General features: G+C 63.8%; 14 protein-coding genes. 4 read left to right on the forward strand and 10 right to left on the reverse strand.

Annotated elements, in window-relative coordinates; genetic code table 11:
- Positions 1-295 precede the first annotated feature (295 nt).
- The gene (locus tag BN948_RS19995; protein WP_009519545.1) at positions 296-1,006 is read right to left on the reverse strand and encodes a hypothetical protein; all 711 of its coding nucleotides are present in this window, start codon (positions 1,004-1,006) and stop codon (positions 296-298) included.
- A gap of 713 nt (positions 1,007-1,719) precedes the next feature.
- Between BN948_RS19995 and BN948_RS20000 the strand changes: the two genes are divergently transcribed.
- Both BN948_RS20000 and BN948_RS26290 read left to right on the forward strand, forming a co-directional pair.
- A complete protein-coding gene (locus BN948_RS20000) occupies positions 1,720-2,463 on the forward strand; it encodes a hypothetical protein (RefSeq protein WP_009519544.1) in 744 nt (247 codons plus the stop codon).
- Between the two features lie 474 nt (positions 2,464-2,937).
- Positions 2,938-6,015 (forward strand): metallophosphoesterase family protein, encoded by a 3,078-nt coding sequence (locus BN948_RS26290; protein WP_009519543.1) that lies wholly within the window; start codon positions 2,938-2,940, stop codon positions 6,013-6,015.
- 457 nt (positions 6,016-6,472) lie between these two features.
- Here the strand turns inward: BN948_RS26290 and BN948_RS20015 are convergent, their stop codons facing one another.
- Genes BN948_RS20015 through BN948_RS20050 form a run of 8 tightly spaced genes read right to left on the reverse strand, consistent with a single transcriptional unit; the run spans position 6,473 to position 15,360 of the window.
- On the reverse strand, positions 6,473-7,360 hold the full coding sequence (locus BN948_RS20015) for a DMT family transporter (protein ID WP_009519542.1): 888 nt from the start codon (positions 7,358-7,360) through the stop codon (positions 6,473-6,475).
- A 1-nt stretch (position 7,361) separates the two neighbouring features.
- Positions 7,362-8,060, reverse strand: coding sequence for an EthD domain-containing protein (locus BN948_RS20020; RefSeq protein WP_009519541.1), 699 nt, complete (start codon positions 8,058-8,060; stop codon positions 7,362-7,364).
- A 23-nt stretch (positions 8,061-8,083) separates the two neighbouring features.
- Entirely contained in the window at positions 8,084-8,794 is a 711-nt protein-coding gene (locus tag BN948_RS20025) for an ABC transporter ATP-binding protein (protein WP_009519540.1), read from the reverse strand.
- Between the two features lie 12 nt (positions 8,795-8,806).
- Positions 8,807-10,600 (reverse strand): branched-chain amino acid ABC transporter ATP-binding protein/permease, encoded by a 1,794-nt coding sequence (locus tag BN948_RS20030; RefSeq protein WP_009519539.1) that lies wholly within the window; start codon positions 10,598-10,600, stop codon positions 8,807-8,809.
- Complete coding sequence (locus BN948_RS20035; RefSeq protein ID WP_009519538.1) at positions 10,597-11,520, reverse strand: branched-chain amino acid ABC transporter permease; 924 nt, start codon at positions 11,518-11,520, stop codon at positions 10,597-10,599. The genes BN948_RS20030 and BN948_RS20035 overlap by 4 nt, the downstream gene beginning before the upstream one ends.
- A gap of 55 nt (positions 11,521-11,575) precedes the next feature.
- Positions 11,576-12,769, reverse strand: a complete 1,194-nt coding sequence (locus BN948_RS20040) for an ABC transporter substrate-binding protein (RefSeq protein WP_009519536.1) — start codon at positions 12,767-12,769, stop codon at positions 11,576-11,578.
- Between the two features lie 52 nt (positions 12,770-12,821).
- The gene (locus BN948_RS20045) at positions 12,822-13,601 is read right to left on the reverse strand and encodes an SDR family NAD(P)-dependent oxidoreductase (RefSeq protein WP_009519535.1); all 780 of its coding nucleotides are present in this window, start codon (positions 13,599-13,601) and stop codon (positions 12,822-12,824) included.
- A gap of 10 nt (positions 13,602-13,611) precedes the next feature.
- Positions 13,612-15,360: an FAD-dependent oxidoreductase gene (locus BN948_RS20050; RefSeq protein ID WP_009519534.1), complete on the reverse strand. Its 1,749-nt coding sequence runs from the start codon at positions 15,358-15,360 to the stop codon at positions 13,612-13,614.
- Between the two features lie 120 nt (positions 15,361-15,480).
- Between BN948_RS20050 and BN948_RS20055 the strand changes: the two genes are divergently transcribed.
- Positions 15,481-16,299, forward strand: coding sequence for an IclR family transcriptional regulator (locus BN948_RS20055; protein ID WP_009519533.1), 819 nt, complete (start codon positions 15,481-15,483; stop codon positions 16,297-16,299).
- Between the two features lie 24 nt (positions 16,300-16,323).
- Here BN948_RS20055 and BN948_RS20060 read toward each other — a convergent pair whose 3' ends face one another.
- Positions 16,324-16,626 (reverse strand): flagellar basal body protein, encoded by a 303-nt coding sequence (locus tag BN948_RS20060; protein WP_009519531.1) that lies wholly within the window; start codon positions 16,624-16,626, stop codon positions 16,324-16,326.
- A gap of 217 nt (positions 16,627-16,843) precedes the next feature.
- On the opposite strand from BN948_RS20060, the gene BN948_RS20065 reads away from it, so the two are divergent.
- Positions 16,844-18,388 (forward strand): methyl-accepting chemotaxis protein, encoded by a 1,545-nt coding sequence (locus BN948_RS20065; protein ID WP_009519530.1) that lies wholly within the window; start codon positions 16,844-16,846, stop codon positions 18,386-18,388.
- The last annotated feature ends 3 nt before the right edge of the window (positions 18,389-18,391 follow it).

An 18,391-nucleotide genomic window follows, 5' to 3' on the forward strand; every position in this document is an offset into this window, starting at 1 on the left:
GCGTCTTATGACACTCAGTGTCGCCACGTCTATCACTCCTGAAATCTCCTGCTGCTAAATGCAGCAGGATAGGGTTCTTACGTGGGTCAGCTTTCAATGGAAATTGCTGCTCTAACTGGGTCAGTTTTCAGTGAAAGACAACAATTGCTCGCACCCGTCGGCTACATCCCGCCTGCTGAGGCTGAGGCAAACTACTGGCGGCATCTCGCCAATCAGGACTCCATGGCGGAGGCCTGACTTAAACCAACCGGCCTCCACGAAAGCCGGGGCGGTTCAGCATTGCCCAGGAGGGCAACTATGGGTAGAACGACATAACGGTGCCCATGCTCACCGATGCATCTGCGAGGAACGGAACCATCGGGAGGAGCCATGGAGCCACCACTAATGAGCCGGCGGCAACACCAGCGCCGCCAACAACATCGACCGCAACAATGGCAACACCGCCACCGCGGATCACATAGCGTTTGATGGTTGCCTTCAGCTCCTTTTGGTCAACCATCTTTGCAAAGGTCGAATGGGCGCTGCAGACGTCCTTTTCAAGTGCAGCCAGTGCATTCAATACATCCTGGGCTGAAAAATCCTTGGCAACAGTGTGCTGAAGATTTTTTGCGGCATCCATCAGTTCAGCAGTTACCGCATCGCCTAAGCCGGCCTGTTTTAGTAAGTATCGCTCAAATCCGAGGAAAATGTTGGTGAACTCATTGAGATCCGATGCTAGGGAACTGCGCGTCTTTTGAGTAGTCTGTCGCGATGAAAGCGACTTCGTCAACGCCGCTGTGAATGCCTGGTCAGTGGTCAGGTTGTGCAGATCGCTGCACATGACGCGCGTTAGTCCAAGGAAGTCTTCAAGCTCGATGCGAGGCTTAGCCAGAAGATCGTGCATCTTGTTTGTTGTGGACACGATGGGCTTGAACCATCTGCTCGGATCGGTCTGACCGAAAGCGGAAACATGAGTGAAAACAAGCGCAGCTATCGCTATGGCGATGCGAGACAGCAGAGTAAGCATCTCTTCCTCCCCGGGTGATGGGATACTGCTTCCAGCTTTGGGTGATGAATCGCTCTAATCCCCGGCTGGAGGGGGAAAGTGTCGGAGGATTCCTGGGGCCTGTCTATCGCCATGCAGACCGATGGCGTCGCAATCGAAGGGCATCTGTCGCAAGAATCCCGCGTTCTCCGCATCCGCTGGGATCGATCCATCCGCCAGCCAGGTATTCGGCGGGCGCCCACATCACCTCGAAATGATGCCGGTTCGCCTCGCTCACCTTCAGACGCGTCATGCAGCGAGCGCTGCTGGGCTGCGTTCTGCTGTCGGTGTTTGTCGCAGGCGATGCCGCGACATCATTTGCTATGTGCCGTGTGTTGGCGCCGACGCCAGAATGCGCCACTCTCGACCTCTGCGCAGGCTTCACGGTGAGCCGGCGGAATCGGTCGCGCTCCCGCGCGCTGCGTCGTTTCCGGTTCCAATAAGTGGCTCACGCTGCCTTCGGCGCGTGGTTCAAATCTCCATCGGCACCAACAAACACGATCCACGCGAGAGTTGAGCGCTTGGAAGCTCGCCGCTTAGTCTCGACGGCATTTTTCGTTCCAGCGTTCATCATGCACTCTCTGTTGTGCTACATGGAAGATACCGCATAGGCGAACTTATTGCACCCCTGCCGCCGAGGTTTGCCGGCGGCATCTACAAAGTCCTGTATGCCAAGGGCAGATCGGAGGCGAATCGTGGATCTGAAAGAGTTGATGGGGACTGCCGCCATGGGAATTGGTCTGCTCACCGGCATCGTTCAGCTCATTGAATGGCTACTGCCGAAATCCGCACATGAGCGGATCAACGACCTTCTCACTCGAGTCTGGGTGTGGCTGGAGGATCAAAAGGCGGGCCGGTTGATGAAATGGTTACGAGATGCCAGGCCAGTAAAGTGGACCATCTACGGATTTTTTTTGCTTGCGCTTGTCTACAACGGCGTGGCTCTTTTGAGTGACACCGGCCCAACTATGCCAATGATTGAGGTGGTCATTTTCAAGTACGGCGTCATCCCAGGGCTGGCCGCTTCCGCAGCGGCCTTTCTCTTTGCATCCACTCTTCGACTCTCCGACCTGGCTGACTGGATCACTTCTAAGGGGTCTGCGCTACGCGTCATCGGCCGCCTTACAGCAGTCTGTATTGGTGGTGCCCTCATGTTCGCCGCAGCCCTGCTGTTCTTCTACAACGTCACTCAACACTGGGCGCCCCTGGCGTTCGTCGTTTCAATCGCCGTTTTATCTTTCCTGTTCCTGCCTGTCCTTGCGTTCACGCTCGTATGGGCGCTCATGCTTGCTTGGCTCATTCTGGTTGGTACAGCGTCGGTTGCACTGCGGTTGGCAGAGCTCTTTGTGAGGAAACTGCTGGAACATCCGAAAGGTACCGTTCTGGCAGTCAGTTCGCTTCTCACTGCACTTGGCACCATCTTCAGGAACATTGGCTAGCCAGTATCAGCTCATCGAATCCGACACAAAGCGGATTGAATCGCCTCGTGTTTCGCGGAGGCGGACTGCTCAAAGTAGACAGCGGTCGCGCCTGATTGGCCGAGGCAAGCGGAAGAGACTTCACACCGGAGGTTTGGTCGCAAGAACTTTGGCGGCGAAGTAGGCCGGTCGCACCAACTTTGACCCCTGCCAGTCCCGCTCGATGGCGCGAGGTCCTGTAAGTCCTTGATCTGTAGAATGCGCCAGAGCAATTACTCTGGCGCCCTACGTGTAGGTAGCCCCAAAAGCTGAGAAAGCGGGGCCCATAAGCTGAGAAGACTGTGGACCTTGGCCGTTGAGCGGGCTCTCGGCGACTCGGCCGCGGAAGGCTACTCGCAACGAAGGGGTACTTTGAGTTCCGGTCTGTCAGGTATGAGCGTGCCTCGAGCTAACTTGCGGTGCCGGTTGCTTTGATGTTGTCCATGTGGAAAGAATATGACGGTTCTAATACTGCACCTTAGCGACATTCACATTCGAGGCGACAAGGACCCAATCCTCAAACAAGGGGACCGTATAGCGGCCTGCACTTTTGCAGCGCTGCCAGAAGCAGCTGCCGTCTTCATCGCGGTTACCGGTGACATTGCCTATAGTGGCGACCAAACCCAATACGATGCAGCGCGTGGACTTTTCGAGTCAATTCGGAAAAACATTCAGGCGGAGAAAGACCTGCCCGTGCACTTTGTCATGGCTCCTGGAAACCACGACTGTGACTTCTCCCTGAGCAATGCGCCCCGGCAACTGACTCTTGACGCGATTCGAGAAAAACCTGAAAAGCTGGATGATGACGTCATCGCCCTTGGCGCCTCGGTTCAAGGCGCCTATCGCGCTTTTTCTGAAAGCTTCGAGAGCCCGGGGGAAACCAGAGTTGGTGACCAACTATGGACTTCGCATAGATTCTCAGTCGAGGGTGTTGAGCTTATTTTTGACTCCCTCAACGTGTCATGGTGTTCGAACCTCCACGAAGCGCCCGGAACACTCATTTTCCCTGTCGAACGCTACAAGAATCGTCGCAACGACGCTGCCGACTACAGGGTTGTGCTTATGCATCACCCGCTGAACTGGTTCAGCCAAACGATGTACCACCCATTGCGACAACTTGTTCGCGGCTTGGCCAATGTGGTTGTCTCTGGCCATGAACATGTAGGCGGGGTAGGTGAGGACATCAATGCAGAGACCGGCCATAGTGCATATATCGAAGGATGTGTTCTCCAAGGACATCATGGTCTCTCTGATTCATCGTTCAATGTCGCAATTTTCAACCTTGCCGAGGGGACCTATCAAAACACCCGCTACAAGTGGGATGGCGTAGCACGCTACCTCGCTAGTGAAGAAGGCTCGTGGGCTGATTTCAGAACGCTTCCCAAGAAGGTCCGGAATGAGTTCGAAATTAGCTCCCATTTCGAGCAACTACTTTCCGACCCTGGCGGGATTTTTGGTGCCCGGGGTGCTCCGCTCGCATTGCGAGATTTGTATGTATACGCCGACGTTCATGCCCACCAGTCAAACGATGAGCGAAGGGTTAAGATTCCACTCAACACCACCATTTTTCATGATTCGTCCCGTCTAGAGGGAGGAGTGCTTTTGACGGGGGAGGAGAAGTCTGGAGCGACCAGTCTTTTGTACATGCTATTTAAGCATTTCCACGAAAGAGGCCTCGTCCCGATCTACCTTAGGGGCGCTGAATTAAGAACAGTTTCCGAGAGAGAGTTCGACCAGGCCGTCGCTAAAGCCGTCGAATCGCAGTATGGGCTAGGAAGCAGTGCACGCTACGCCCAAATACCGAAAACCAAAAAGCTCTTGCTTCTTGATGATTTCGATGATGGCCCTATTCGCCATGGCGCATCTCGCGCAAAGCTCTTGGTCATGGCCGCATCCCGGTTCAACAGATTCTTGTTGACCGCAAATGATAGCTTCGATTTCAGCGGAACAATTCGCCCTCACACTGAAGGGAAGCTCACCGACCTCGAAGAATTCAAGCTCCTGCCGTTCGGTTTTGCCAAGCGGGCCGAACTTGTCAAGCGGTGGCTCGTGCGTACCTCATCCGATGGCACGCTCGACGAAGGACAACTCCTTCAACGGTGCGATGCGGCGGAGCGCGTCCTTAATGACGTGATGGCAAAAAACATAGTGCCATCGCTTCCCTTGTATCTCTTGACCTTGCTACAGAGCTACGAATCAGGCGTTCAAGGAGGATTTGAGGAGAGTGGGCTTAGTGAGTATTACGACTTTTTGCTAAAGGCTGGGTTGGAGTCAGCGCAAATTCCCCGGAATCAATGGACGGGCATTATCGAATACTGCGCGCACCTTGCGTGGCAGCTTCATGCCACGGAGAACAAGGAACTCTCCGAGGATGAGCTCCGCATCTTCAATGAGCGGTATTCAAAAGAGCAAGTCCGTGTTGAACTATCGACCCGAATCGCTTCACTTGTAAAGGCACGAGTACTTGCGCAGCATGGGGACTTCTTCCGTTTTCGATATCATTACATCTACTACTATCTGAAGGGGAAGTACCTCTCCAGAAAAATGAATGACTTGGAGGTGCAGGCGTATGTGCGTAAGTGCTGCGCACATCTGTACGTGCGCGAAAACGCAAATACAGTGTTGTTCCTAGCACATCATTCTTTTGAAGACCCATTATTTTTGCGATGCGTGGTGGACGCGGTTGAGAAGCCGTTCTCGGCGTACCCTGCGGTGGAGTTCACGGGCAGGGACACTGTCGAAATTAGAGATTTCGTCAAAGACCTCCCGGCGCTGACGTACTCGGGCAAGAGCCCAGAACAGGCAAGGCACGAGGCGAATCGCCGCCGAGACGAACTTGACGACGGTAGTGACGGCTTAGCAGACCGAAAGGAAGACTTAGAGGAAGACGAGTTTGTTGCGCACCTCATCTCACTGTTCAAAGCAGTTGAGATTCTTGGTCAAATCCTCAAGAATCAAATCGAGCGCATCCCGAGAAATCAACGCGTTGATTTGTTGAGCAAGGTCATGCACGGCCCTTTGAGAGCGGTTACCGCTTACTTCAACTTATTCACAACTGACCAAGCCGCGGTTTTGAACGAATTGACCGACGTATTGGCGAAGCGCAAAGAGGCGGGAACGGAGGAAGAGCGCAAAAAGATGGCGCAGCAACTCGTCGCTTGGCTGCTGCAGACGTCGACTGCAGGCTTCCTGTTGAAGGCAATTGTGTCGACGAGTTCCGACGCACTCATAGATGATATACGTGCAGCGGCCGGAACCATCGGGTCTCCAGCCGCACGGCTTATTGCCACCGGCGTGAAGTTGGATAGTCCAGGCAGACTACCGCAGCGAGAGATGGAAAAGCTCTTGGACGACTTTGGAAGTGATTTCATCGCCGTGCGCGTGCTTCAGATGTTGACGCTCCGCCGCCTATACATGTTCAAGACTGACGAGCGTGATAAACAGTGGCTAGCAAGTAAGGGGGTGGTGACGCTGCCATATCAACACGCTGTCGAATACAAGACGAGAAATACCAAGTTGCTTGGCAACGCGTGACCCCTAGAACACACAGTTCCTAACGCATCATGTCGCTCCGTCGAATATTGTCAATTCACAAGTTGCTTTCGCCGTTCTCAACAATCGACTGTGAAGTGCCCACCCCAAAGGAATCACGTCTGCTTGAAGAACACCTCAGGGCTCAGGATGGAGCAGCTAGTACAGGCACGGAGTCAACCGGAAGGTCGTCCGGGGAGAGTGCTGCGTCGTCGTCCGGTACGAAGAACAGGGATAACGAGTAGCCGCGGTGATCGGGTAGCCAAACAGCGCCGCCACGTCAAAAGTATTTCTCGTCTGCTGGGTGCGCGCGTCTCACCTTATGCGTCACGAACACCGCGAAGTGCTTGTCGGGCAAGGGCGCTTTTTCTCACCTTGTGGCCGCCCACAGGGGATGGGCCACCCAGCATTCGCCTGATGCGGGACTTTCTCTCGCGCACGCTCGCTTAGCGAGTCGCCCTCATCGCCTGGGCGCGAACCCCAGTCGCGACCCCACGATCACCCCCACCAACCCCACCAGGTGCCAGGCGGTCACCGCCTCGCCCATGAAGGCCACCGCAAACCCCACGCCAAAAATCGGCACCCAATAAAACCCCATCGCCGTGCGCGCCAGGCCCAGCCGCGCGATGGAGAGGTTCCACACCATCGCCGCCAGCGCCGTCGCCAGCACGCCCGAGTACAGGATCAGCGACCACGTGGTGACCGACGCCTCGACGAGGTCCGCCAGCCGCGCCCCCGGCGACAGCGCGGCGTGCAGCACCAGCAACACCGAACCGATGACGTGGATCACCACGCTGATCTGCAGCACGGTGAAGGCCTTCGACAGCTTCTGCACCGCGATGCCGCCCGAGGCAAAGCACACCAGGGACGTGAGGATGAGCAGATCGCCCACGGAGCCGCTGCCCAGTTGCGCGCCCGGCCGGTTGAGGATGACCAGGGCCACGCCCGCGAAGCCGATGACCACGCCGGCCAGGCGGCGCGCGCCCAGCGCTTCGCGAAACACCAGGGCCGCCAGCAAGGTGGACACCAGCGGCCCCAGCGACATGATCAGGGCGCCGTTGGTGGCCGTGGTGCGCGACAAGCCGCCCGCAAACAGAATCTGGTTGCCGTAGACCATGAACAGCGCGCAGGCCGTCAGGCCCAGCAGGTCGCGCGCGCGCAGCACGGGCAGGCGTTCGCGGCGCAGGAACAGCAGCACCGTCAGCGCGATGGCGGCGACGACCATGCGCACGGCCGCCACGGTCAGCACGTCCAGCGCGCCGGTGAGTGCCTTCACGGCCGAGAGGTTGACGCCCCAGATGGCCATGGCGCCCAGCAGCAGCGCGTATGCGCGCCAGCCCTCGGTCACCTCAGCCGCGCGCGCCGACGATCACGTGGCGCTCGACCAGGAAGGTGGTGATCTCGGCGATGAATTCGCGCGCGTGCGTCATCAGGGTCTGGCCCTTGGGCGACGCGAAGGCCGCGTTGAGCGACTCGGTGTCGTCGAACCAGAGCTCGACGATGCCGTCGATGGGCAGGCCGTCGCGCTCCACCGGGTGGCCCTTGGGCGCCTCGCGGCCCACGATGAGGTTCTGGCGGTAGCCGCGCACGCCGGCCACGCGCTTCACCAGGTGCGCGTGTTCCTGGCGCCACTCGCTCTTGAACTCGTCGGGCAGCACGTCGTCACGTCGTTTCAACAAGGACATGCGCTTGAGCAGCGGGCGATCGGCCTCGGGCTCGATCACTTCCATCTGGTCGATGGTGACGATGCGCAGGTCACCGATGAAGTGGTTCTCGTCGGCCACCAGCGCCTGGCCGGCTTCGGTACGGATGGCCTCGCGCATGGCCTGTTCGCTGTCGAACCAGAGCATGGAGAAGCCGTCGAGCTGTTCCGGCCCACGCGGGTAGGTGAAGCCGCGCTGCAGGCTGTCGGTGACGTGGTTCTGTTCGTAACGGCGCAGGCCGGGCAGGCGGGCCGCCAGTTCGGCGTGCTGGCCGAGCCAGTGGCGGCGGAAGTCCTCGTCGCTCCACTCCGGCCTTTTCCTGATCAAACCCGATCGCACGAACATGGGACTTTCCTTCCAGGTTGGACTCAATGGGAGCCGAGATAGGCGGCTTTCACCTTCGGGTCGTTCAGCAGCTCGGCGCCCGAGCCCTGCAACGTGATGCACCCGGTTTCGAGCACGTAGGCGCGGTCGGCCACGCCCAGGGCCTGTTTGGCCATCTGCTCGACGAGCAGGATGGTCAGGCCCGATTCGCGCAGTTGGCGGATGGCCTTGAAGATGTCCTTGATGATGAGCGGCGCGAGGCCGAGCGAGGGCTCGTCGAGCAGCAGCAGGCGCGGCTCGCTCATGAGCGCACGCGAGATGGCGAGCATCTGCTGCTCACCACCCGAGAGGGTGCCGGCCAGTTGCGCTTCGCGTTCGCGCAGGCGCGGGAAGCGTTCGAATTCGCGTTCGATGGCGCGTTGCACGCCGGCCTTGTCTTGCCGGCGCGCGTAGGCGCCGAGCAGCAGGTTCTCGCGCACGGTCTGGTCGGGGAACACACCACGGCCTTCGGGCGACATGGCCACGCCCAGGCCCACGCGCTTGTGCGGCGCCAGGCGGGTGCAGTCCTGGTCGGCGATGCGGATGCTGCCGCCGGCCGCCGGCTCCAGGCCGGCGATGCAGCGCAGCAGGCTGCTCTTGCCCGCGCCGTTGGCGCCGATGATGGTGACCACCTCGCCCGCGCGCACCTCCAGGCTCACGCCCTTCACGGCCTGGATGGCGCCGTAGGCGACCTCGAGCTTGTCGATCTTGAGCATGCTGTCCTCCTCCTAGGCCCCGGCCGGCGCGGGCGTGGGCTCGGCGCCGTCCTCGACGCCGAGGTAGGCCTGGATCACGCGCGGGTTGTTCTGGATCTCGCCCGGCTTGCCTTCGGCGATCTTGATGCCGTAGTCCAGCACGATGACGTGGTCGGAGATGGACATGACCAGGTCCATGTGGTGCTCCACCATGAGGATGGAGATGCCGCAGCGCGCGATCTTGAGCAGCAGTTGGCCGAGCTCGGCGGTCTCCTGCGGGTTGAGGCCGGCGGCGGGTTCGTCGAGCAGCAGCAGTTGCGGCTCGGTGGCCAGGGCGCGCGCCAGTTCCACGCGGCGCTGCAGGCCGTAGGGCAGGCTGCCGGCGGGTGCATGGGCCAGGGGCAGCAGGTCCACCAGGGCCAGCAGTTGCAGCGCGCGCTCGGTGGTGCGCGCCTCTTCACGCCGCGCCGCGGGCAAGGCCAGCAGCGAGGCGAAGAAGCCGTTGCGCATGCGCGTATGGTGGCCGAGCTTGACGTTGTCCAGCACCGAGAGTTCGGCGAACAGCCGCAGGTTCTGGAAGGTGCGGCCCATGCCCAACTGGCAGATGGCGTGCGCTGGTTGGCCCGCGAGGTTCTGGCCCAGGAAGCAGATGGTGCCGGCGCTCGGGTCGAGCACGCCCGTGACCATGTTGATCATGGTGGACTTGCCCGCGCCGTTGGGGCCGATGAGGGCGTGCACGTGGCCACGCTGCAGGCGGAAGGACACGTCCTGCGCGGGCTTGACGCCGCCGAAGGCCTTGGAGACGTTGTCAACCACGAGCAGGTCGCCGGTGGCGTCCGCCGAGGCGGGGCGGTAGGCGCGCGGCTCCACGCCCGACGGCAGTTCGGGCTTCTTCCGGAAGCGCGCGAACACGGCGTTCAACAGCCCCATCACACCACCCGGCATGGCGTACAGCGCAAACAGCAGCAGGAAGCCGTAGAGGAAGTGCTGCGCGGCGGGCCAGCGCGCCAGGGACACGTCGATGACGACCAGGATGACCGTGCCCACCAGCGGCCCGTACTGGGAGCCCGCGCCGCCGAACAGCACCAGCAGCAGGATGAAGATGGACAGGTGGAAGGTGATGAAGTCGGAGTTGATGTACTGGTTCTGCTGCGCCACCAGCGCGCCCGCGATGCCGCAGGTGACGGCCGCGACGACGAAGGCGATGACCTTGGCGCGGTAGACGCGAACGCCCACCGAAGACGAAGCGATCTCGTCGGCCTGCAGCGAGAGCAGCGCGCGACCGAAGCGCCCGCCCACCAGGTTGCGCAGCAGCAGGTGCGTCACCGCGCACAGCGCCACGGTGAACCACACCCACTGCTGCGTGCTCAGCGGGTTTTCGCCCCAGCTCAGCGGGCGAATGCCGTAGACACCCTGCGCGCCGCCGAACACCTCGGTCCACTCGCTCACGAGCTTTTCCACCACGATGCCGAAGGCCAGGGTCACCATGGCCAGGTAGGGGCCCTTCACGCGCAGCGAGGGCAGGGCGATGAGCACGCCGAACACGCCCGAAATCACCGCCGCCAGCGCCAGGGCGATCCAGGGGCTCATCTCGGTGCGCGTGGTGAGCAGGGCCACCGCATAGGCGCCGGCCGCGAACAGCCCGGCCTGCCCCAGGGACTTCTGCCCCGCGTAGCCCACCAGCACGTTCATGCCGGCCGCGCACAGGTAGTACACGCCCATCATGAACAGGATGCGCAGGTAGTAGTCGTTGTTGAGCGCGAAGGTGAGGCCGACCACCGCGACCACGGCCAGCAGCACACCGGCGAGGTGCGAGTACCGGTTCATACCTTCTCCACCGCGCGCGAGCCGAACAAACCGGTGGGGCGGAAGGCCAGCACCAGGATGACGAGCGCGAAGATCGCCACCTCGCGCCACTGCGCCTGCCACAGGTTCACCAGCGATTCGATAACGCCGAGCGCGAAGCCACCGATGACGCAGCCGCGCGGGTTGCTCAGTCCGCCGATCATGGCGCCCGAGAAGCCCTTGAGGCCCACGGCCAGGCCCATGTAGAGCGAGGCCTGCGCGATGGGCGCGAGCAGGAAGCCCGACAAGCCCGCGAGCGCGGAACTCACGACGAAGGCGATCACCATGATGGCCTTGGTGTTGATGCCCATGAGGCTGGCCACGTTGCCGTTGGCCGCGACCGCGCGCATGGCCTTGCCGAGCATGGTGCGGTTCATGACGTGGTCGAACCCGACCATGACGACCACTGCCACGCCCAGGGTGAGCAGTTCCTGCGGGCGCACGCCCACGCCCAGGAAGCGCAGCACCTGGTCGCCCACGGGGCTGGGCACCACCACGGGCTTGGGCCCCCAGATGGCCAGGCCGATGCTTTGCAGGATGACGCCAAAGCCCAGGGTGCTCATCACCCAGGCCATGCCCGGGCGGCCCGCGAAGGGCCGCACGCCGATGGCGTAGAGCAGCCAGCCCAGCAGGCCCATCAGGCCCAGGGCGCCGACCAGCGCCATGAGCTGCGCGGCACCGCCCGGCTCGGCCTCGCCGAAGCTGGTGGCCGTCAGTGGCTTGCCGATGGCGAGGAAGAGCACGCTCATGCCGATGAAGGCGCCCGCCGTCACGAACTCACCGTGCGAGAAGTTGAGGGTCTTGGTGGTGGTGAAGGTGACGCTGAAGCCCAGCGCGACGAGCGCATAGGCACCGCCCACACACAGCCCGCTCAGCACCGCCTGCAGGAGCGCTTCTGTCATGTCTGTCTCCGGGGAAAGGCGCGCGGGCCGCTGGCGGAGCCGCGCGCGATGCCGCTTACTTCTTGAAGTCCGCCGCGCTCAGCGACTTGAGGATCGGGTCGCTGTAGGGCAGCAGCTTGCCGTCCTTCCAGCGGATCCACACGAAGTCTTCGGCGGTCAGGGCTTCGCGGTCGGTCTTGCTGAAGGGCTTGTTGTAGGTCTTGAGCACGCCCTGCACCGGCGCCTTCAGGTCTTCCAGCGCGGCGCGCACGGCGGCGCCGTCGGTGCTGTTGGCCTGCTTGGCGGCGGCCGCGTAGAGCATCACCGAGTCGTAGCCGTGCAGCGCGAAGGAGAAGGCACTGGGTGCCTTGAGCTTGGAGCCGATGCGGTCGTAGAGCTTCTGCTGCACGGGCGTTTTCTCCTCGCTCACGGTGCGCATGAAGATGGGCTTGTCGGCCAGGGCCTTGCCCGCGGCGTCGTAGAAGGTGATGTTGTCGGCCGCCCAGGAGGTGAGGGTGAGCGGAAAGTAGTTGATCTTCTCCATGCTGCGCACCAGTTGCGCGATGGGGGTGCCCTGGGCCCAGACGACCACGGTGTCCACGCCGGCGGCCTTCATCTTGTTGAGCTGCGAGGTCATGTCGGTGTCGCCCACGCCGAAGTGTTCGGTGGCGACGATCTTGATGCCCTGCTTCTCGGCCAGCTCCTGCATGTCCTTCATGCCGCCCTGGCCGTAACCGGTGGTCTCGGCCATCAGGCCCACGCTCTTCACGTTGCTGTTTTTCTTCACGTAGGCCATCAGCGCGGCCACTTGCTCGCGGTCCACCATGGAGACGCGGAACATGTAGTTGTCGCCCGAGCCCATGGGCGCGGTGATGGCGGTGCCCGAGCCCACGTTGCCGATCACCGGCACCTTCTTCTGGTTGGCGATGTGCTTCCACGCCATGGCGTTGCCCGAGTTGGTGGGGCCGAACACGGCGACCACCTTCTCGTTGTCGATCAGGTCCGTCATGTTCTGGATGGACTTGGGTGGCGCGGAGGCGTCGTCGCGCACCACCAGGGCCAGCTTCTTGCCGAGCACGCCACCGGCGGCGTTGATGTCGGCGATGGCGGCTTCCATGCCGATGACGGCGGCCTGGCCGCTCTGCGCCGAGGGCGAGGCCGAGAGGTCGCCGTTGTAGCCGAGCTTGATGTCCTGGGCCTGGACGCCGCCCGCGAAGGCGGCGAGTGCGATGGCCGACAGTGCGGCGCCCCAATAACGCTTGATGCTCATGTTGTCTCCTGTTGTGAATGGGATGGGCGAAAAGTTGGGCTTGGCGCTGGCGTCAAACCGCGAGGAAACCGCCGTCCACCGGCAGGGTGATGCCGGTGACGTAGCGGGACATGTCGGAGGCGAGGAAAACGATGGGACCGACGAGGTCCTCCGTCTCGCCGACACGGCCCAGGGGGATGCGCGTCATGAAGCCCTGCAGGCGCGTGGGGTCCTCGCGCGTGGCGGCCGTCATGGGCGTGGCGATGACACCGGGCGCCAGCGCGTTGACGCGCACGCCGAAGGGCGCCAGTTCCTGCGCGAGCGACTGCGTGAGCATCTTGATCGCGCCCTTGGAGGGCGAATAGCCGAGCGAGGCGGCCTGCCCCGCGTAGGCCGCGATGGAGGCCATGTTGACGATGCAGCCGCGCGTGGCCTTGAGCGGATCGAGCAGCGCGTGCGTGACGTTGAAGGTGCCGTGCACGTTCACGTCGAGCGTCTTCCTGAAGTTCTCGGCCGCGTGCGGGCTGGCCGTGGTCTCGCGGATGATGATGCCGGCGTTGTTGACGAGCAGGTCGACCTGGCCAATGCGCTCCGCGACCTGGCGCGCGATGTCGCGGCAGGCCTCTGGCGAGGTGACGTCGAGCGCGAAGGACCAGGCCTCGCCGCCGGCCTCGCGCACCAGGCGCGCGGTCTCTTCCACGGCGGCGGCGTTCATGTCGGTGGCGACGATGCGCGCACCGGCCTGCGCCAGGCCCAGGCAGAAGGCGCGGCCGTTGCCCTGGCCGGCGCCGGTGATGAAGGCCAGGCGGCCTTGCAGCAGGCGCGGCGCGAGGGTGTCGGGGTAGGTGGGCATGGCGGTGTTCTCAGGCGGTGGGGGCCAGCGCTTCTTTCGCTGCGGCGGTGGCCTTCGCCAGCGGCACGGCCTTGGCGAGTTCATTGCCCGCGATGTAGCCGAAGGTGATGGCCGGGCCGAGCGTGATGCCCGCGCCGGGGTAGTTGCCACCCATCACGCTGGCCGCGTCGTTGCCCACGGCGTACAGGCCGGCGATGGGTTCGCCCAGGCCGTTGAGCACGCGCGTCTTTTCGTCGGTGACCAGGCCCGCGAAGGTGCCGATGTCGCCGATGACGAGCTTGATGGCGTAGTAGGGGCCGTGTTCGAGCGGGGCCACGCAGGGGTTGGGCGTGACGGCGGCGTCGCCCTGGTAGCGGTTGTAGGCCTTGCTGCCCTTGCCGAAGGCCGGGTCTTCGCCCTTCACCGCGTGGCGGTTGAACTCGGCCACGGTCTGCTCCAGCGTGGCGGGCGCAATGCCGAGCTTGCTGGCCAGCTCGCCGATGCTGGCGCCGGACTTGAGGTAGCCGTTGCGCAGGTAGCGCCCGATGGGCAGCGGCGCGGGCGCCACGCAGCCCAGCCCGTAGTTGCGCAGGGCCTTGTGGTCGCACAGCAGCCAGGCGAAGGTTTCGTTGCGGCCCGCGCAGGTCTTGACCATGGCCTGCACGAAGTCGTGGTACGAGTTGCCTTCGTTGGTGAAGCGCTGGCCCTCGGGGCTCACGGCGATCACGCCGGGCTTGGCGCGGTCGATGAAGTGCGGCATCACGCCGGTGCTCTTGTCCGGGCGCGTGGTGACGGAGGCCGGCACCCAGGCCGCCGCGTGCGGGATGGTGGGATCGACGCGCCCGCCCACCGACTCGGCCATGCGCAGGCCGTCGCCGGTGTTCGTGGACGGCGAGGGCGAGAAGTGCTCGCGGCCCGTGGGCGCGTGCGGGAACAGTTGTTTGCGGCGTTCCACGTCGTAGGGGAAACCGCCCGTGGCCAGCACCACGCCGCGGCGCGCCGTCACGCGCACCGTGCGCCCTTCGTGTTCGACCAGCGCGCCCGTCACGGCCTCACCCTCGGTCAGCAACTGCTTCACGGGCGAGGACAGCCACACGGGGATGTCGCGGTCCATGGCGGCCTTGGCCAGGCGGCCCGCCAGCGCGTTGCCGTTGGTGAGCGTCATGCCGCGGCCGTGGATGAGCACGTCAAGGAAGTGGCGCGTAAGGCGCTTGGTCACGTACCAGAAGGACGTGGGCGACTTGAAGACCCGCATGAAGTGGCGGATCTCGGGGCCGGAGCCCAGCATCATCCCGAACACCGTGAGTTCGGGCAGCGGCGGGGCGAGCTGCTTGATGCGCGGGCCGAGCTCGCGGCCGTCGAAGGGCCGCGTGACCATGGAACGGCCGCCGGGCAGGCCACCCGGGGCTTCGGCGTGGTAATCCGGGAACACGGCCGGCAGGTCGAAGCGCAGCGGCGTCTGGCTGGTGAAGAACTGGATGGCCTTGGGGCCGTTTTCCAGGAAGGCGTCCACGCGGCGCTCGTCGTAGTGCGTGGTGGCCTCGTGCTTCAGGTAGGCCTTGGCGGCGCCCGGCGGCTCCTCGATGCCTTGCTCTTTGGCGAGGTGGGTGCCGGGGATCCACAGCCAGCCGCCCGAGCGCGCGGTGGTGCCGCCGAACTGCGGTTGTTTGTCCACCACCAGCACGTCCAGCCCCTGCGAGGCGGCCGTGACGGCGGTGGCCATGCCCGATGCGCCGGTACCGATCACCAGTACGTCGACGACCTTTGTCTCCTGTGACATGCATTGCTCCTGGTCAGTGGGGGCGATTCTAGAAGTCTCATCTGACTATCGTCAATGCATTTGATAATATCTTTTCGTCTGATTGGGTCGTAGTCGTTTGAAATGCTCAGGGAAAACCCTATGGATACACTTGCGCGCGCCGTCACCGCCCACACCCCCATGGAAGAGAAGAGCCGACGAGGAATCCAGTCGATCGAGATCGGCAGCGCGCTGCTGCTGGAACTCGCGCGCAAGGTGCGGCCCGTGGCCTTGAAGGACCTGGCCAAGGCGGCGGGCATGACGGCGGGCAAGGCCCACCCGTACATGGTGAGCTTCCTCAAGGTGGGCTTCGTTTCGCAGAACGACGCGGGGCAGTACGAACTGGGGCCGCTGGCGCTGCAACTCGGGCTCATCAAGCTGCAGCGCATGGACCCGGTGAAGGAAGCGTCCGCCGTGCTGGAGCAACTGGCGCACGCCACGGGGCAGAGCGTGGCGCTGGTGGTGTGGGGCAACCTGGGGCCCACCATCGTGCGCATGGAAGAACCCATCCAGCCGCTGCACGTGAACCTGCGCACGGGCACCGTGATGTCGTTGACCAGCACGGCCACCGGCCGCCTGTTCGCGGCCTATCTGCCGCCCAAGGTGGTGGAACGCCTGCTGGCCGAAGACCTCGCGCGATCGAACTACGGCACCACGCCCACGCCGGTGCACACCATCCAGGACCTGGAACCCACGCTGGCCGAGATCCGCCAGCACGGCCTGTCGCGCACTCGCGGGCAGCCGATCCCGGGCATCGACGCGCTGTGCGCGCCGGTGTTCGACGCCGAGGGCCACATCGTGCTGGGCGTGCTGGTGATGGGGCCGTCGGCCACTTTCGACAGCGAGTGGAACGGCGGCATCGCCAAGCCCTTGCTGGCCTGCGCGGCCGAGATCACGCGGCGGGTGGGCGGGGCGAAGTAGGCCCCGCGGAAACAGCGGGCCGCCTCAGGCCTTCTCGTCCAGCCAGCGCCCCAGCGTGCGGTCCACCGTGGCCACCACCTTGGCGTTGGCCTTGAACAGCGCCGACGCGGCGATCTGGTCAACGACCTCCTCCTCCAGCGACACGCCTTCGCGCGTCGAGCGTTGCACGCGCGTGTCCACGCCGCCGCTGCCGGCGCGCGCGCTGGCCTGCACCTCCTGGCGGCGGAAACCCGGCGTCTGGGCATTGGCCACGTTGTGGGCGGAGGACTCCAGCCGCAGCGAGGCGGCTTGCAGACCGGAGGCGGCGGCGGAGAGCGCAGGGATCATGGCGTGGGTGCTCCTGCCGGCCGTATCGGCCGCCCGCCGCAAGACTTGAGCGGCTGAGGCGAAGCGGCGATCGATCCCCGCGTTTGGGCCCGGCGCCTGCCGCTTTTCCCACGCTCGGCTGTCGCCATGCCGATTCAAGATCCTCCATATCCGCGTCGATATGCGGAGCACGGCCGGCGCCGCCGGCCTTTCCCTGGATTCACACCGAGACCCCCGCATGAAACTCAACGACCTCAAGGTCGGCAACCGCCTGGCCTTCGCTTTCGGATTGGTCCTGCTCATCACGGCCCTCATGTCGGGCATCGGCGTGTGGCGTCTGCAAGAACTGGCGCAGACCACGCAGCGGCTCACCACCGAAGAGAACGAAAAACTCCAGATGGCGGTGCGCTGGCGCCAGACCATCGACCTGAACTGGATCCGCACCCGTGCCGCGGCGCTCGACTCGGACACCAGCCGCATGAGTGAGTGGCAGGCCGCCATGGACAAGACCTCCCAGATCACGCTGGCTTCGCGCAAGCGCATCGTCGAACTGGAGCAGTCGGAGGAGGGCAAGCGCCTGATCGCGGGCATCGACGCCGCGCGCGAGGGCTACCGCACGCCGCGCGCCAACCTGCTCAAGCAGCGTCTGGCGGGTGAAGACATCAGCGTCGCGCTGGATCGCGATCTGCGCCCGCTCGCCGACGCCTACCTCGACTCGATCGTCAAGCTGGAGGAGTTCCAGCAAGGCAACTACGACAAGTCCCTGGCCGAGGCCACCGCCAACGCGGCGCAAGGCCGCAACATCCTGATCGCGGGCGGCGTGCTGGCCCTGCTCATCGGTGCCGCCGCCGCCTTCGTGCTGAGCCGCTCCATCACCGGGCCGCTGCGCCAGGCCGCCGACAGCGCGCGCCGCATCGCCGAGGGCGACCTCACCAACCGCATCCACATCGATGGCCGCGACGAAGCCGCACAACTGCTGCAGGCCCTGAAGGGCATGCAGGACAACCTGGCCCATGTGGTCTCCAACGTGCGCGGCAACGCCGAGGGCGTGGCCTCGGCCAGCACGCAGATCGCGCAGGGCAACCAGGACCTGTCGGCCCGCACCGAGCAGCAGGCCTCGGCGCTGGAGGAAACCGCGGCGTCCATGGAGCAATTGAGTTCCACCGTGCGCCTGAACGCCGACAACGCGCAGCAGGCCAACCAGCTCGCGATGAGCGCCTCGACCGTGGCCTCGCAGGGCGGCGAGGTGGTCGCCCGCGTGGTGGACACGATGAAGGGCATCAACGACAGCTCGCGCCGCATCGCCGACATCATCAGCGTGATCGACGGCATCGCGTTCCAGACCAACATCCTGGCGCTCAACGCCGCCGTGGAAGCGGCGCGCGCGGGCGAGCAGGGCCGCGGCTTCGCGGTGGTGGCCGGTGAGGTGCGCAACCTCGCGCAGCGCAGCGCCGAGGCGGCCAAGGAAATCAAAGGCCTCATCACCGACAGCGTGGAGCGTGTGGAGCAGGGCTCGGCCCTGGTGGACCAGGCCGGCGCGACCATGAGCGAGGTGGTGGCCAGCATCCGCCGCGTGACCGACATCGTGGGCGAGATCAGCGCCGCCAGCAGCGAGCAGAGCTCGGGCGTGGCGCAAGTGGGCGAGGCCGTGACGCAGATGGACCAGGCCACGCAGCAGAACGCGGCGCTGGTCGAAGAAAGCGCGGCCGCCGCCTCCAGCCTGAAGACGCAGGCCGCGCAGATGGTCGAGTCGGTGGCGGTGTTCCGGTTGCCGCGCGCTTGAGGG

The sequence above is a fragment of the Hydrogenophaga intermedia genome, assembly GCF_000723405.1.
Classification (GTDB): domain Bacteria; phylum Pseudomonadota; class Gammaproteobacteria; order Burkholderiales; family Burkholderiaceae_C; genus Hydrogenophaga; species Hydrogenophaga intermedia.

Bases quoted from the DNA above. Each gene is read 5' to 3' on its own strand.
- BN948_RS19995 (WP_009519545.1), bottom strand. From the start codon at position 1,006: ATGCTTACTCTGCTGTCTCGCATCGCCATAGCGATAGCTGCGCTTGTT.
- BN948_RS26290 (WP_009519543.1), top strand. From the start codon at position 2,938: ATGACGGTTCTAATACTGCACCTTAGCGACATTCACATTCGAGGCGAC.
- BN948_RS20020 (WP_009519541.1), bottom strand. From the start codon at position 8,060: ATGTTCGTGCGATCGGGTTTGATCAGGAAAAGGCCGGAGTGGAGCGAC.
- BN948_RS20025 (WP_009519540.1), bottom strand. From the start codon at position 8,794: ATGCTCAAGATCGACAAGCTCGAGGTCGCCTACGGCGCCATCCAGGCC.
- BN948_RS20030 (WP_009519539.1), bottom strand. From the start codon at position 10,600: ATGAACCGGTACTCGCACCTCGCCGGTGTGCTGCTGGCCGTGGTCGCG.
- BN948_RS20035 (WP_009519538.1), bottom strand. From the start codon at position 11,520: ATGACAGAAGCGCTCCTGCAGGCGGTGCTGAGCGGGCTGTGTGTGGGC.
- BN948_RS20040 (WP_009519536.1), bottom strand. From the start codon at position 12,769: ATGAGCATCAAGCGTTATTGGGGCGCCGCACTGTCGGCCATCGCACTC.
- BN948_RS20045 (WP_009519535.1), bottom strand. From the start codon at position 13,601: ATGCCCACCTACCCCGACACCCTCGCGCCGCGCCTGCTGCAAGGCCGC.
- BN948_RS20050 (WP_009519534.1), bottom strand. From the start codon at position 15,360: ATGTCACAGGAGACAAAGGTCGTCGACGTACTGGTGATCGGTACCGGC.
- BN948_RS20055 (WP_009519533.1), top strand. From the start codon at position 15,481: ATGGATACACTTGCGCGCGCCGTCACCGCCCACACCCCCATGGAAGAG.
- BN948_RS20060 (WP_009519531.1), bottom strand. From the start codon at position 16,626: ATGATCCCTGCGCTCTCCGCCGCCGCCTCCGGTCTGCAAGCCGCCTCG.
- BN948_RS20065 (WP_009519530.1), top strand. From the start codon at position 16,844: ATGAAACTCAACGACCTCAAGGTCGGCAACCGCCTGGCCTTCGCTTTC.